Here is a 15,438-nt window from a genome sequence, read left to right on the forward strand (position 1 = left end):
AAGATCGCGTAAATGTATTTACCATTCTAAAATTCGGGCGCAAGCCATCGTCGTCTCACCTGGGGAATGATTATGAAAGCTAAGTTCTGGATCGTACAAATAGCGGCGCTGAGCGGCTTGGCGAGTTTCATGTCTGCTGCCCAGGCGATTGATACACTGGCCCGTATCAAAGAAACGCAGACCATCACGATTGCCCACAGAGAAGCGTCTTTTCCATTTTCGTATTTATCCGAAAGCAAAAAACCAATCGGTTATTCCGTCGACATTTGTCAAAAAATTGTCGATGCGCTCAAGAAGGAATTAAAGAGCCCGCAACTAACCGTGAATTATCTGCTGGTTACAGCAAGCACACGTATTCCAAGCATCGCAGAGGGTAAGGCGGATCTTGAGTGTGGCTCTACGACCAATAATGCTGAGCGACGCAAACAGGTCGCGTTCACGATCCCACATTTTTTTGCGACTGCGCGAATGCTGGTTCGTGCCGATTCCGGGATCACCAACTGGACTGACCTGAAAGACAAAAAAGTCGTCACCACCAAAGGAACAACCTCAGTCAAACTCTTGAATGACCGGGATAAAGTGCGCTCGCTGGGGTTGAAACTGGTTGAGGGTAATGACCATAATAATTCCTTTGCCATGGTTGAATCTTTTCAGGCAGACGCCTTTACGATGGATGACGTATTGCTGTATGGTTTTCGCGCCAACTCTAAAGAGCCAGCGAAGTTCGCCATCGTCGGAGACTCTTTATCTACTGAGCCTTACGCCATCATGTTGCGTAAAGATGATCCCGCATTTAAATCCTTTGTCGACCGTGAAATTTCGCGCATGATGGGCGATGGTGAAATCAATAAATTTTATACCAAATGGTTTCAGCAGCCGGTTCCGCCTAAGGGCGCTAACCTGAATATGCCGATGGGTTTTTTATTGCGTGACACGATACGCTTCCCCTCAGACAAGGTCGCGGATTAGTTAGACGCTGTTATCGAGAAATAAGAGTTAATTTCTCGATTTTATCGATGTATTTACGTAGTTATACGTATCGCTTAAGCCAAAAAAAGACAGTGTCATTTGGTCGATTTTGGTAAACTCAGCAGGTGACTTTTTGTCGTAAATCTTTTGACGTAACTTTTGGAGATGGTATGAAATTAACGAATATGTTCGCTTTCCTGATTGCTGCCGGCGTGATTGCAGGTGCAGCACAGGCGCAAGAAACTGGCACACTGAAAAAGATTAAAGATACTGGCACGATCACACTTGGTGTACGTGATTCCTCCATTCCATTTTCTTACCTCGACGACAAACAGTCGTATCAAGGTTACTCCATCGATCTGTGCATGAAAATCGTCACAGCGGTGCAAAAACAATTGGGCTTATCCAGCCTGAACGTGAAATTAAATCCGGTGACATCGGCAACCCGTATCCCGCTGATGGCGAACGGTACCGTTGACCTGGAGTGCGGTTCCACAACGAACAATATGGAACGTCAAAAGCAAGTCTCGTTTGCGCCGACTACATTTGTGACAGCCAATCGGTTGTTGTCCAAAAAATCCTCAAACGTAAAAACTCTGGCGGACCTGAAAGGCAAATCCGTAGTCTCTACTTCAGGCACATCCAACCTGAAACAATTGACGACATTGAACGCCGATCAAAATCTGGGCATCAATATTTTGCCAGCGAAAGATCATGCCGAAGCCTTCCTGATGGTGGAAACCGGTCGTGCGGTGGCTTTCGTGATGGATGATATTTTGCTGGCATCACTGGCTGCCAATTCTAAATCTCCGGCTGATTACGAGATCAGTAAAGAAGCTTTGTCCGTTGAGCCATACGGCATCATGCTGCGCAAGGACGATGCTCCTTTCAAAGCCGCTGTTGATAAAGCGATTTCGAACGTACTGACTTCCGGCGACATCAACCGCATCTACCACAAATGGTTCTTGCAACCGATCCCGCCAAAAGGTATCGCTTTGAACTGGCCTATGTCAGATCAATTCAAAGCGGTCGTTGCTAAGCCAACTGATTCTGGTGAGCCATCTGCTTATGCCGCGGTACCAGAGGCGCAAAAAGCTGTATTGAAAAAGAAAAAATAAGTCATTGAAAAATTGAAATAAGCCAGCGCACAACGGGAGGCACGCCTCCCGTTTTGTTTAAAGTGACAGCGATATGCTGCATGCAGGCAACGCGCATGGATTTCGAGTAAAGGGACGGAGATGAATTACAACTGGAATTGGAATATCTTTTGGGAGGCTGCGCCGGATGGCGGCGGCACCTATCTGGATGCGCTGATTTCTGGCTTGCTATGGACTTTAGCAACGGCCGGATTAGCGTGGGTTATTGCCTTGGTATTGGGCGCGGTGATTGGTACCATCCGTACCGCACCGAATAAATGGGCTGCACGTTTTGCCAATGGCTATGTCGAATTATTCAGGAACATTCCTTTGCTGGTGCAAATGTTCCTGTGGTATTTCGTGATGCCGGAGCTGGTGCCTGCGAGTATGGGTAACTGGTTAAAGTCTTTGCCAAATGCGCCTTTTATTACTGCTGTTTTAAGTCTGGGATTTTTTACCTCTGCACGCGTAGCGGTACAGGTATCTGCAGGCATTAATGCGTTGCCACGCGGTCAGAAAATGGCAGGCACAGCATTGGGACTGACTTTGCCGCAGACTTATCGTTATGTTTTATTGCCGATGGCCTTCCGCATTATTATTCCTGCATTGACCAATGAACTGGCGGCGATTATCAAAAACAGTTCTGTTGCATTGACCATCGGTCTGATGGAACTGACGGCGAGTGCACGGTCTATGCAAGAGTTTTCTTTTCAGGTGTTTGAGGCATTTACGGCTGCGACTCTGATTTATCTGATGGTCTCTGTGATTGCGATCGTCTTGTCGAATGTGCTTGAGAAAAAACTGACTGTGCCAGGATTTATTACGTCCGGCTCGGCGAATGCGGGAGGGCACTAATCATGTTGAGTAATTTTGATTTTGATGTCATTCAGCGTTCCTGGTTGTACCTGTTCAAGACAGGTATGTCCTTCACTCTGGAACTGACTTTCCTTGCGATGACTGGCGGAATTGTTCTCGGCACTTTGCTGGCGATGATGCGTTTGTCCAGCATTAAAGCGGTCAAAGTATTTGCGACCACCTATGTCAATATCATGCGTTCTATTCCGCTGGTACTGGTGATTTTCTGGTTCTACTTTCTTGTACCTTATATCGGCGCATGGATTATCGGTGCGAACGAGCCTGTGCAAGTCGGTGCGTTCTCTTCGTGCCTGATTACCTTTGTGATGTTTGAAGCTGCTTACTATTGCGAAATCATGCGTTCGGGTATTCAATCGATTCCACGAGGTCAAATCTGGGCGGGTTATGCGATCGGGATGAACTACTGGCAAACCATGGGCAATATTGTTTTGCCGCAGGCTTTCCGTAACATGATTCCGGTATTGCTGACACAAACCATCGTCTTGTTCCAGGACGTGTCGCTGGTTTATGTGCTGTCGATTACTGACTTTGTCGGTGCTGCATCCAAAGTTGCGCAGCGTGATGGCCGCTTGGTTGAAATGTATTCTTTCGTCGCTGTCGTATATTTTATTTTGTGTTTTGCCTTGTCTTCTCTGGTGAAGAAATTGCAGACCAAATTTGCGATTATCCGATAAAGAGATGACGGCATAGTTCATCCGCTACTAGTTAACACATTTGAGAAAGGCATCCGCGATCAGCATCGTGGATGCACCGGAGAATAGAATGATTAAATTAAATAATGTCAGCAAATGGTATGGTCAGTTTCAGGTTCTGACGGACTGCACTACCGAAGTGTCGAAGGGTGAAGTTGTAGTAGTTTGCGGACCGTCCGGTTCTGGTAAATCTACTCTGATTAAAACGGTCAACGGTCTTGAACCTTTTCAAAAAGGGGACATCACTGTGGATGGTATTTCTGTCGGCGACCCAAAAACTAACTTGTCCAAATTACGTGCCCGTATTGGTATGGTATTTCAGAATTTTGAATTATTCCCGCACTTGTCGATCCGTCAGAATCTGACCATCGGTCAGGTGAAAGTGCTTGGTCGCAGCGAAGACGAAGCGACTGAAAAAGGCTTGAAATACCTCGACCGTGTCGGCCTGCTTGCGCACAAAGATAAATTCCCGGGTCAGCTTTCTGGTGGTCAGCAACAGCGTGTAGCGATTGCTCGTGCATTGTCCATGGATCCAATCGCGATGTTGTTCGACGAACCGACGTCTGCCTTGGATCCGGAAATGATCAATGAAGTGCTGGACGTGATGGTGGGTCTCGCACAAGAAGGCATGACCATGATGGTAGTGACGCATGAAATGGGTTTCGCGAAAAAAGTGGCGAACCGTATTGTGTTCATGGACAAGGGCTTGATCGTCGAAGATTGTGCCAAGGATGAATTCTTTAATGCGGCGCGTTCTGAGCGTGCACGTGATTTCCTTGCCAAGATTATTCATTAAACTAGGTCACTGTCAGTATTGCACTGCCTGCATTGTTAAGTTCGCCACCAAGTTCTGTAGTTCAGTTCGATAGTGGCATACCACAACCTCAGCTTCGCGAACCACCTGCGAGGCTGAGGAAGGCGATTCCCTAGACTGTTCCGGCAATGCCGGACGCTATCGCCTAAGTTACTGTGGTGCTGAAAATCCAATACTCCCTCTTTTTTTATATAAAACAGGCACTATCCCGCAGGTTTTATATAGGCATTAAAAATATACTGGGATAGAGTATCTATCATCCTATAGGTGCTGAGGCAAAAAAGGTAAAATGATGCTTACTTGAAAAAGCGAGCCGCCATGACCTCTCAGATTACTCAGCAAACCTCACCGACCTCCCGTAACGCTGGGCAGTATCCGCAGCAGATTACCATCACTCGTCCAGACGACTGGCATCTGCATTTGCGCGATGGTGCCGCACTCGCCAGCGTCTTGCCTGATACCGCACGTCAATTTGCGCGTGCGATCGTGATGCCGAATCTGAAGCCGCCTGTGACCACGACAGAGCAGGCTGCGGCTTATCGCCAGCGTATTCTGGCTGCTTTACCTGAAGGGATGCAGTTTGAGCCGCTGATGACTTTATATCTGACCGACAATACGCCGCCGGATGAAATTCGTCGTGCCAAAGACAGTGGTTTTGTGCATGCCGTGAAGCTGTATCCGGCTGGTGCGACGACGAATTCTGATGCCGGTGTGACGGACCTGACCAAGTGCTACAAGACCTTGGAAACGATGCAAGAAGTCGGCATGCCGTTTCTGGTTCATGGTGAGGTTACGAATCCTGAGATCGATTTATTTGATCGTGAAGCCATGTTCATCGATCGCGTAATGCAACCCTTGCGCCGCGATATGCCTGAGCTGAAAGTGGTTTTCGAGCACATCACTACGACGGAAGCCGCGCAATATGTTGCCAGTGCCTCCGGTCCGATTGCCGCCACGATTACGGCGCATCATTTGCTGTATAACCGGAACGAGATTTTTAAAGGCGGTATTCGCCCGCATTACTATTGTTTGCCTGTGCTGAAGCGCGAGACACACCGCCTGTCTTTGCTGCAGGCGGCGACTTCAGGTAGCGCCCGTTTTTTCCTGGGAACGGATTCGGCGCCACATGCTAAGGGATTGAAAGAGCACGCCTGCGGTTGTGCCGGTTGCTACACGGCGCTGCATGCGATGGAACTCTACACGGAGGCGTTTGATCAGGCTGGTGCACTGGATCAATTGGAAGCCTTCGCCAGTTTCAATGGCCCTGATTTTTATCAGTTACCACGCAATACCGGCAAGATTATATTGACGCGCGAGGACTGGACTTTGCCCGCTGAATTGCCTTTCGTTGACACGACGATTGTGCCATTGAACGGCGGCGAAACTATTCATTGGAAAATGCAGGCCATTGCAGACTTTCAAGTTTGAATCCTTCAAGTTTGAAATTTCCAAATCTGCTATTCCTGAATCCGATTGTATTTGTATGGTGAGTGTAAGTCAGCTGCCCGGCGATGTAATGTCCGAAACTCCAGAACCTGCCTTATTTTATTCCGCTATTGACTGGTCGCATGGCTGGTATGCGCCGGTCCGTGCAACCGCGCTTGCCTTGCAAGCGTCAGGCGACTGGCGCCGCTATCTTAACGAGAGCGCGCAGATCAACCTCGTGCAGAATCATGCCCAGCAACGGATTTCTTTTATCGCACAAGAATGTCTGCCCGAGGGTGTCGCTTATGAAGCCTTCATCAGCGATACAGGGCAAGTGCCGACGCGTGAAAATTTGCACGACTTTTTTAACGCTTTGGTATGGCTGACTTTTCCAAAAATTAAACGACAATTAAATGCCATGCAAGCTGCTCAAATAGCTCTGCATGGCATTGGCAAGTCACGCGGTTCAGCTCGTGATGCGGCAACGATTTTTGATGAAAATGCCGCGTTGCTGGTGGTGGATAATAGCGCACAAGGTGACGCTCTGATCGCCGCATTGCGCGGGCATGAATGGCAACAGGCTTTCGTCCAGCAACGCGCCCTGTTCGGGCGGCAAGCCGAGGTCTGGACATTTGGGCATGCGTTGATGGAAAAGCTGGTGAATCCGTATAAAGCAATTACGGCACATACTTTTGTGGTTCGGGCGGATGCGCAATTTTTTACGGCCAGCGATGAAGGAAAAAGGCAATGGTTAGATCAAGAGGTCGCAACACGTTTAAGTGAAATCAGTTTAAGCACCGCGGATTACACGCCGTTACCCGTGCTAGGCATTCCTGGGTGGTGGCAGAATCAGAGTCATGAGTTTTATGCAGATACACAGGTGTTTCGTGCAAAGAAACGTTCTTTATCAGATAGGCATTAAATAGCGGACATATAATCGAGAATTCAACACAATAAAAAAAAGGATAGCGACATCGCTATCCTTTTTCTTTGATCAGTGGTGCCGCTTTAAGCAAAACCGAACTAGGCGGCGCTGGCAGTTTGTAAGAGCTGAAATAAATGATCCTTCTGCACAACGCGTACTTTTTTCAATTCTTCTAATGCCGCATCATTTAAATGATCGACGCCGTTTTCTGCGCGATTCACGGCCTTGTCCGTTTCTGCATATTCATCAAACAATTTACTAAAATGTGCGTTGCTGAGCTTCAATGCATGGATCGTATCTTTGAATTCGGGGAGTTCAGTCGACAGCGGATGGTGTTCTACTTGCATAACTACTCCTCCAGTGGGTGAGATGAAAATACATCACATCTCCAGCTTAAAGTGAGTAGCGTTGCCAGTGCTGATATAGATCAAACAGATCAAACAAAGACGTCAGCACAGTTTGCTGACGTCAACATGGCAATTATTGTTCCCGTACCCAGACTTGTGAACGACCGAATAGTGGTGTGCCGATATAGCCACGGACATTGAGTTTTTTATTGTTGTCGGTGACCGAGAGTTTGCTGCGATACAGTTTGCCATTAGCCGGATCGAGAATGCGGCCGCCGTTATATTCGTCGCCGTCTTTTTTCAAGCCAAACAAAATCGTCATACCGATGATAGGCTGATTTTTATTCACTCCATCGCATTTATCGCATTTTGGATTTTGTTCTTCTTCGGGTTCAAGAAAGAGTTTTTCAATTTTGCCCGTTAACTCGCCACTGTTTTCGACAATACGGATAAGTGCTTTTGGTTTGCCGGACTTGTCATCGATATTTTTCCACAGTCCGATAGGGGTGTCCTGAGCGAATGCGCCTGAACTGATACACAACAAAAGCAGTGCGGCGATGCCAGTTTTTTTGTTCATATTGTCTCCGTCCTTAGATTGACCAATTTCATTCTGCGCTTGATTGTACGTGCCAGTTTTTTTGTTATGTACTAAATAATTAGAGCGTCTACTTTAATGACGGTAAAACACAACATCATAGTTTAGTCGAGGCAAAAAAAAGCAGCCTGCTGGCTGCTTTCCAAAGGTCTAGTTCAATTATGCGGCCGGTAATTTGGCAAATTGCTCGCGCATTTTTTCTAAGGTTGCAGTGAAACCTGCGACTCGTTCCTTCTCTTGGGTGACGACTTCTGCCGGAGCGCGGGCGACGAAGCTCTCATTGCTGAGTTTGGCTTGTGCCTTGCTGATTTCTGCATCGAGTTTTGCGATCTCTTTACCCAGGCGCTCGCGTTCAGCCGCCACGTCAATCTCAACTTTTAACATCAGTTTGGCAGTGCCGACGATAGATACAGGTGCCGGTGATTCTGGCAGTTCGTCAAGGACCTGAACTTCTGAAAGCTTTGCCAGCGCTTGCAGATATGGTGCGAAGGATTGCAACTGCAATTTCTCTACTGCGCTACCTGCCTGCAAGAGGAGGGGAACGCGCAGGGCGGGTGACAACTGCATTTCACCGCGCAGGTTGCGGCACGCATCGGTCAGCGATTTGAGGGCGGCCATCCATTCTTCTGCGCCGGTATGGATATTCGCCGCATTCACCAAAGGATAAGGCTGACGCATGATGGAGTCGCCCGCCGGATCTAGATGTTTGCCTGCCAGCGGGGCTACCGTCTGCCACAATGCTTCTGTTACAAATGGAATTACTGGATGCGCGAGGCGCAAAATAACTTCGAGTACGCGCAATAAGGTTCGACGGGTCGCGCGTTGCTGCGCCTCGCTGCCGTGTTGTACCTGTACCTTCGCGACTTCCAGATACCAGTCGCAATATTCGTCCCAGACAAACTTATAAATGGATGAAGCGATGTTATCGAAGCGATAGTCACTGAACCCCTTTTCGATATCTGCTTCTGCATGTTGCAGCATTGAGATAATCCATTTGTCAGCTTGTGAATAATCGAGATCGGCATCCGTCACTCCGGCATCAAAACCGCAGTCCTTGCCCTCGGTGTTCATCAGCACGAAGCGGGTAGCGTTCCACAGTTTATTGCAGAAATTACGATAACCTTCGCAACGACCCAGATCGAAATTGATATTGCGACCGAGAGACGCGTAGCTTGCCATCGTGAAACGCAAAGCATCGGTGCCGTAGGCGGGGACACCATCAGCAAATTCTTTGCGGGTAGCTTTTTCAATCGCGGTTGCTTGCTTGGGATTCATCAAGCCGATGGTGCGCTTGGCAACCAGATCGTCGACACTGATGCCGTCGATCAGATCGATAGGATCTAGCGTATTCCCTTTGGATTTAGACATTTTCTGACCACTGGAATCGCGTACCAGTCCATGTACATAGACGGTATGGAACGGTACCTTGCCAGTGAAATGCGCGGTCATCATGACCATGCGCGCCACCCAGAAGAAAATGATATCGAAGCCGGTGACTAAGACGGATGAGGGCAAGAACATTTGCATGTCCTTGGTTTCTTCCGGCCAGCCCATCGTCGAAAACGGAACAAGGGCGGATGAGAACCAGGTGTCGAGTACATCGTCGTCGCGCTTCAGTGCACCGGTGTAGTTTGCTGCCGCGGCTTTTGCTGTTGCTTCTTCCTCATTGCGGGCGACGAAAATTTCACCATTGTCACCGTACCATGCTGGGATCTGATGGCCCCACCAGAGCTGGCGTGAGATGCACCAGTCTTGGATATTGTTCAGCCATTGGTTGTAAGTCGTGTTCCAGTTTTCCGGTACGAATTTGATCTCGCCGCTGGCGACTTTTTCCAGCGCGACTTCGGCGATGGATTTGCCTGGAAAGTGAGTACCTTCCGGTGCGGGTTTGCTCATTGCCATGAACCACTGATCTGTCAGCATCGGTTCAATCACGACGTTCGTGCGGTCACCGCGCGGTACCATGAGTTTGTGCGGTTTGACGGATTCGAGTAAACCTTGCGCGTCGAGATCGGCAACGATTTGTTTGCGGGCGATGAAGCGATCCATGCCTTGGTAAGCTGCGGAACCGTTTTCGTTGATCTTTGCATCGAGAGTCAAGATGCTGATCATGTCCAGCTTGTGGCGCTGACCGACTGCATAATCGTTAAAGTCATGCGCTGGCGTGATCTTGACGCAGCCAGTACCAAATTCTTTGTCTACATAACTGTCGGCGATGACAGGAATTTCTCTGTCAGTCAGCGGCAATTTCAACATCTTACCAACCAGATGGATGTAGCGTTCGTCCGTAGGATCGACGGCAACGGCGACGTCACCCAGCAAGGTTTCAGGACGTGTGGTTGCGACCGTCAGGTGACCGCTGCCATCCGCAAACGGATAGCGGATATGCCACATCGAACCATCTTCCTCTTCCGATACCACTTCAAGGTCTGAAACAGCGGTACCGAGCACAGGATCCCAGTTCACTAAGCGCTTACCGCGATAGATCAGGCCTTGCTCTACCAGGCGCACAAACACTTCTGTGACGACTTTGGAGCGTGGTGCATCCATCGTAAAGTATTCACGATCCCAGTCAGCCGATGCGCCCATGCGTCGCATCTGACCGGTAATCGTAGAGCCAGATTTTTCTTTCCATTCCCAGACCTTTTCAAGGAATTTTTCGCGGCCCAAATCATGACGAGAGATTTTTTGTGCATCGAGCTGGCGCTCCACCACAATTTGGGTAGCAATACCGGCGTGATCCGTGCCCGGGATCCAGGCGGTATTGTGGCCACGCATACGGTAGTAGCGGGTCAGACCGTCCATGATCGTCTGGTTAAACGCATGTCCCATATGCAGGGTGCCAGTTACATTTGGCGGTGGCAGTTGTATGCTGAACGATGGTTTGCTGGCATCGGTACTGGCCGTGAAATACCCACGTTTTTCCCACTCCGTACGCCAGAATGCTTCGATTTCGGCGGGCTCAAATGACTTGGCTAATTCCATGATGATATGTGCTTAGTTTGCTAAACCGTTGATTATAAATGACTCAACAAAAATTTTAGGCGTTTAATCGAAGTTACTTACGCTGGTAATTTATTGTTAGTCTTTGGCCAATGAGCAATAACAGTCTCATTAGCCACAATACTTTGCTTTATTTAACTTATTTCCAAGGTGAAATGCCTTAATTATTGGCAATTATTATTAAGGAAATGCTAGGATTGGTCGCATTATTAAAATAATCTCGTATAAGCGTATTAGCCCGGCGCTTGAGACAAATAGACTGCTGTACCAAAGGTTCATACTTTTTAAGGGTAAACGACCGTGCTTCAATTGTTAACCTATCGTCTGTTGATAATTCTCTTTTTGATTTTGCATGTTGGAATCGCCCATGCTGAAGATCAGCACGATATGGAACATCTGGACGCGATTCGAGCCTTGTCCGATAACGATAACGATGAAGGCTTAAAGCAATTAAGCAAGTTTAAAGACACACTGCCGCCAGATGCAGATTACGAAGTTCGTGCTCAAACATATAGAACGTTAGCTACTTTATTGTATGACGCAGGTAGGCCAAAGGATGCCGCAGCGACACAGGAAGCTTTGTTGAAGCTTGCTTTTGAACGCAAAGATAAAGAACTCATTGCATTCGCTAGCTTGGCAGAAATTTACGATCTAGTTGAAAAAGGTAAGCAGGATGTTGCGCTTACGAAATTAGACGATATTAAAAGGTCAGTTGACGGCACCAAAAATCAAGAATTATTAATGCGGATTGAAGTGGCTTACGGTAGTACATATTCGTCACTAGGGAAATTTGAGCCGTCTCTTTCCCACCGGCTGGAGGCATTGCGTTTATCTGATCTTTTGACGAAACGTCGCACTCAATCAAAGCTATATCGGTTATCTTCACTGGCAGGTCTCTACCTCGATATGCATAATCCGGAGAAATCTCTGGAAACTATAGCCACAGCACTTGAATTGTCTGCTGACGCTAATTCTCCAAAATTAATTGGTTCTTTGTATTCAACTCAGGCGTTAGCCTTGATTGATCTGGGACGATTTGACGATGCGCTGAAGTCGTACCAACATGCTTTAAAGATATTTAAAGAAACCAAATCCATAGGTATGGAAGCCCTGACCTTGAGTAATATTGCCGACTATTATCTCCACATTGGCAACTACATTGAAGCCGAACGGACAGCGCGACAGGCTCTTGTTAAGTCGGAAGCGGCGGAGGATAAAACAGCGATATTAAACTCCCGGGCAAACATAGGATTTGCTCTTGGCGGCCAGGGAAGAATTCAGCAAGCGATGGTTTTTATTAACGGCGTGATGAAGGAATTGAGGGACTTAGGTATCAAAACGGATATCGAGTCCATGTTGGGTGAGCTTGGGCGGATGTATGAAAAAGCTGGCATGTATAAGGAGGCTCTGGAAACTGTTCGAGAGCAGCAAAATCTTGCGAGTGAACTCTTTAGAGCAAGCACGGCTAAAGCGGTTGCTGCAATGCAGGAGCAATTTGATGCCAACCAGCGAAAAAAACAAATAGAACTTCTGGCGCGAGAAAATCAGTTAAAAGATGCGGAGATTAAAAATCGCCGACTTCAGCAAATCATTACCATGTTAGCAGCAGCAGTAACAGTGATGGCCGGTATCTTTGTGTTCTTACTATACAGGCGAGTTCGCAATGCGAACGAAAAGCTTCTGGAAGCTAATTTACAACTTGCGTTTCATGCAGTCAGAGATCCGCTAACCGGCTTGTACAATCGAAGATCCTTTGTCGACATGATGAAGACGCGCACGCTTGCTTCCGAAAAAGAACGTCGTGAAGATGATGCAGGCAATCCTGACTGTTTGATACTCATGGACATTGATCACTTCAAACAGATTAACGACACCTGGGGCCATACGGTAGGCGACAGTGTATTGATGGAGGTTGCACATCGTTTGAAGCGTGCGGTCAGGGATACTGATATGGTATTGCGGTGGGGCGGCGAGGAATTTCTAATTTATTCGCCTAAATCGCATCCCTCACAATTAACTAAATTAGTTGAACGTATCCTACTTGCGATTGGTGAAAAGGATATTCAAATTGGCGAACTAGCAATCTCTGTCACCGTTACTGCAGGATTTATTCCATTGCCGTTTTCTGATATTCCTGAAGAAATATGCAATTGGGAAAAAGCAATTCAAATGGCTGATATGGCCTTATACCTTGGTAAAGCCCACGGACGAAACCGTGCCTATGGATTGGCGAAATTGCTGGTTCCCCACGATCAGGCAATGAATGTACTTGATCATGATTTGTCTGCTGCTTTGAATGCAGGTATGGTCGAATTGATCGAAGTTGTTGGCCCGGCACGACGCAAATCCAACGAAATAGAAGAAAACATCACTATGTAAGTTGAAATAAACGCACAGACTTTTAAGCCCTACTCGCTATATAATGCCGCTGACCGTAAGCTGGTTATTAATTTTGATTACTAACCAATTGCCACGGCAAACGAATATGACGCTGGCTGTGAGTCTTTGCAAGTCGGAAAGAAAATTGTACTGGTCATAGTCGTACGAAATAAGCTTTGTAAAATGTAATGTAGAACTGCTAGGGGTCCTGACAGCAATAGCCGCTGTCGGGTGAGAAATACCCTCGAACCTGATCTGGATAATGCCAGCGAAGGGAAGCAAAATTGTATCGCAACACCCTTGCGCGTACCTCAAGCCTCCCAAGCTGCCATCAATAATGTGCACGTTAATGGGAGCAAAATGAACGCCAATCCACAATTTCTGTCCGCTACCGCGACAGTCGACCAGGCTGCAATACAGCCTTTGCCTAACTCACGCAAAATCTACGTTCAGGGAAGTCGGCCTGATATTCGCGTACCGATGCGTGAAATCAGTCAATCCGATACGCCGGCCATGTTCGGCTCGGAAAAAAATCCCCCGATTTATGTCTACGACACCTCTGGTCCTTACACCGATCCTGCTGTCAATATTGATATTCGTTCAGGCTTGGCATCGGTACGGGTAGCGTGGATTGCTGAGCGCAATGACACCGAAGAATTGTCAGGACCGTCATCGGAATACGGCATAGAAAGATTGAATGATCCCAAGCTGGCGGAGCTGCGTTTTAATCTTAAACGTAGGCCACGTCGCGCTCTTCCAGGTAAAAATGTCAGTCAGATGCATTACGCAAGGCAGGGCATTATCACGCCCGAGATGGAGTACATCGCGATCCGCGAAAATCTGCAACGTAAAGAGTATTTGGCTAAGCTGAAAGCCTCCGGACCCATGGGCAATAAGCTGGCTGATCTGATGGGGCGTCAGCATCCGGGCCAATCATTTGGCGCATCGATTTCCGACGAAATTACCGCAGAATTCGTTCGCTCAGAGGTCGCTCGTGGCCGTGCGATTATTCCTGCCAATATCAATCATCCAGAAGTCGAGCCGATGATTATCGGCCGTAACTTCCTGGTCAAAATTAATGCCAATATCGGCAACTCTGCCGTGACATCCAGCATCGGCGAAGAAGTTGAAAAAATGACCTGGGCAATTCGCTGGGGCGGCGATAACGTCATGGATCTGTCGACGGGAAAACACATACATGAAACCCGTGAATGGATCATCCGTAATTCGCCTGTGCCGATTGGTACTGTACCCATTTATCAGGCGCTGGAAAAAGTCAACGGCAAGGCCGAAGATCTGACCTGGGAGATTTTCCGCGATACGCTGATCGAGCAGGCGGAGCAGGGTGTCGATTATTTCACTATCCATGCAGGCGTGCGTTTGCAATATGTCCCGATGACGGCAAAACGTATGACAGGCATCGTGTCACGCGGTGGTTCCATCATGGCGAAATGGTGTCTCGCACATCACAAAGAAAGTTTTTTGTACGACCATTTTGAAGATATCTGCGAGATCATGAAAGCCTATGATGTCTCGTTTAGTCTCGGTGACGGTTTGCGTCCCGGATCGATTTACGACGCCAATGACGAGGCGCAATTAGGTGAATTAAAAACACTGGGCGAACTCACGCAAATCGCCTGGAAGCATGATGTGCAAGTCATGATCGAAGGTCCGGGTCACGTGCCTATGCACCTGATCAAGGAAAACATGGATCTGCAACTAGAACAATGTCATGAAGCGCCGTTCTATACACTCGGACCATTGACCACCGATATCGCCCCGGGTTACGACCATATAACGTCCGGCATCGGTGCCGCACAAATTGGTTGGTATGGCACGGCGATGCTGTGTTATGTCACGCCAAAAGAACATCTGGGTTTGCCGAATAAAGTCGACGTCAAAGACGGCATCATTACGTACAAAATTGCCGCGCATGCGGCCGACCTGGCGAAGGGACATCCGGGTGCGCAAATCCGTGATAACGCCTTGTCGAAAGCGCGTTTTGAATTCCGTTGGGAAGACCAATTCAATATCGGGCTGGATCCGGATAAAGCGCGTGAATTTCATGACGAGACTTTGCCAAAAGATTCGGCAAAAGTCGCCCATTTCTGCTCGATGTGCGGACCACATTTTTGTTCGATGAAAATCACGCAAGAGGTGCGCGACTATGCAGCGAATCAGGGGATCAGCGAAGTACAGGCATTGAAGCAAGGCATGGAGGTGAAGGCGATCGAGTTCGTTAAATCCGGTGCTGAGATCTATCGCAAGCAATAAGCC

Annotated in this window: 12 protein-coding genes and 1 riboswitch; of the genes, 9 read left to right on the top strand and 3 right to left on the bottom strand. The window is 48.0% G+C overall.

The window, feature by feature from the left end; genetic code table 11:
- Positions 1–72 precede the first annotated feature (72 nt).
- The 7 genes from ACO0LE_RS11450 to ACO0LE_RS11480 all read left to right on the top strand — a co-directional run bounded on the left by ACO0LE_RS11450 (position 73) and on the right by ACO0LE_RS11480 (position 6,834).
- On the top strand, positions 73–969 hold the full coding sequence (locus tag ACO0LE_RS11450) for an amino acid ABC transporter substrate-binding protein (RefSeq protein ID WP_422960486.1): 897 nt from the start codon (positions 73–75) through the stop codon (positions 967–969).
- A 170-nt stretch (positions 970–1,139) separates the two neighbouring features.
- On the top strand, positions 1,140–2,087 hold the full coding sequence (locus tag ACO0LE_RS11455) for an amino acid ABC transporter substrate-binding protein (protein WP_422960487.1): 948 nt from the start codon (positions 1,140–1,142) through the stop codon (positions 2,085–2,087).
- A gap of 120 nt (positions 2,088–2,207) precedes the next feature.
- Complete coding sequence (locus ACO0LE_RS11460) at positions 2,208–2,960, top strand: amino acid ABC transporter permease (RefSeq protein WP_422955838.1); 753 nt, start codon at positions 2,208–2,210, stop codon at positions 2,958–2,960.
- A gap of 2 nt (positions 2,961–2,962) precedes the next feature.
- Positions 2,963–3,655 carry an amino acid ABC transporter permease gene (locus tag ACO0LE_RS11465; protein WP_422960488.1) on the top strand — a complete coding sequence of 231 codons (693 nt, stop codon included), beginning with the start codon at positions 2,963–2,965 and terminating at the stop codon, positions 3,653–3,655.
- Positions 3,656–3,743: 88 nt separating this feature from the next.
- Positions 3,744–4,469, top strand: a complete 726-nt coding sequence (locus ACO0LE_RS11470) for an amino acid ABC transporter ATP-binding protein (RefSeq protein ID WP_422960489.1) — start codon at positions 3,744–3,746, stop codon at positions 4,467–4,469.
- Positions 4,470–4,805: 336 nt separating this feature from the next.
- Positions 4,806–5,915, top strand: coding sequence for a dihydroorotase (gene pyrC / locus ACO0LE_RS11475; RefSeq protein WP_422960490.1), 1,110 nt, complete (start codon positions 4,806–4,808; stop codon positions 5,913–5,915).
- 88 nt (positions 5,916–6,003) lie between these two features.
- Positions 6,004–6,834, top strand: a complete 831-nt coding sequence (locus ACO0LE_RS11480; protein ID WP_422960491.1) for a DUF3025 domain-containing protein — start codon at positions 6,004–6,006, stop codon at positions 6,832–6,834.
- 101 nt (positions 6,835–6,935) lie between these two features.
- Here ACO0LE_RS11480 and ACO0LE_RS11485 read toward each other — a convergent pair whose 3' ends face one another.
- The 3 genes from ACO0LE_RS11485 to ACO0LE_RS11495 form a co-directional block, all read right to left on the bottom strand.
- Positions 6,936–7,184, bottom strand: coding sequence for a YdcH family protein (locus tag ACO0LE_RS11485; RefSeq protein WP_422960492.1), 249 nt, complete (start codon positions 7,182–7,184; stop codon positions 6,936–6,938).
- Between the two features lie 133 nt (positions 7,185–7,317).
- Positions 7,318–7,761 (bottom strand): DUF2147 domain-containing protein, encoded by a 444-nt coding sequence (locus ACO0LE_RS11490; RefSeq protein ID WP_422960493.1) that lies wholly within the window; start codon positions 7,759–7,761, stop codon positions 7,318–7,320.
- Positions 7,762–7,938: 177 nt separating this feature from the next.
- On the bottom strand, positions 7,939–10,764 hold the full coding sequence (locus tag ACO0LE_RS11495) for a valine--tRNA ligase (RefSeq protein WP_422960494.1): 2,826 nt from the start codon (positions 10,762–10,764) through the stop codon (positions 7,939–7,941).
- A 318-nt stretch (positions 10,765–11,082) separates the two neighbouring features.
- Here ACO0LE_RS11495 and ACO0LE_RS11500 point away from each other — a divergent pair, with 318 nt between their 5' ends.
- Both ACO0LE_RS11500 and thiC read left to right on the top strand, forming a co-directional pair.
- A complete protein-coding gene (locus tag ACO0LE_RS11500) occupies positions 11,083–13,161 on the top strand; it encodes a diguanylate cyclase (protein WP_422960495.1) in 2,079 nt (692 codons plus the stop codon).
- A 191-nt stretch (positions 13,162–13,352) separates the two neighbouring features.
- A riboswitch (TPP riboswitch) is annotated at positions 13,353–13,455 on the top strand.
- A 66-nt stretch (positions 13,456–13,521) separates the two neighbouring features.
- A complete protein-coding gene (thiC, locus tag ACO0LE_RS11505) occupies positions 13,522–15,435 on the top strand; it encodes a phosphomethylpyrimidine synthase ThiC (RefSeq protein ID WP_422960496.1) in 1,914 nt (637 codons plus the stop codon).
- Positions 15,436–15,438 lie beyond the last annotated feature (3 nt).

The organism is Undibacterium sp. Xuan67W, from assembly GCF_049340165.1.
In the GTDB taxonomy this organism is placed as follows: Bacteria; Pseudomonadota; Gammaproteobacteria; order Burkholderiales; family Burkholderiaceae_D; genus Undibacterium.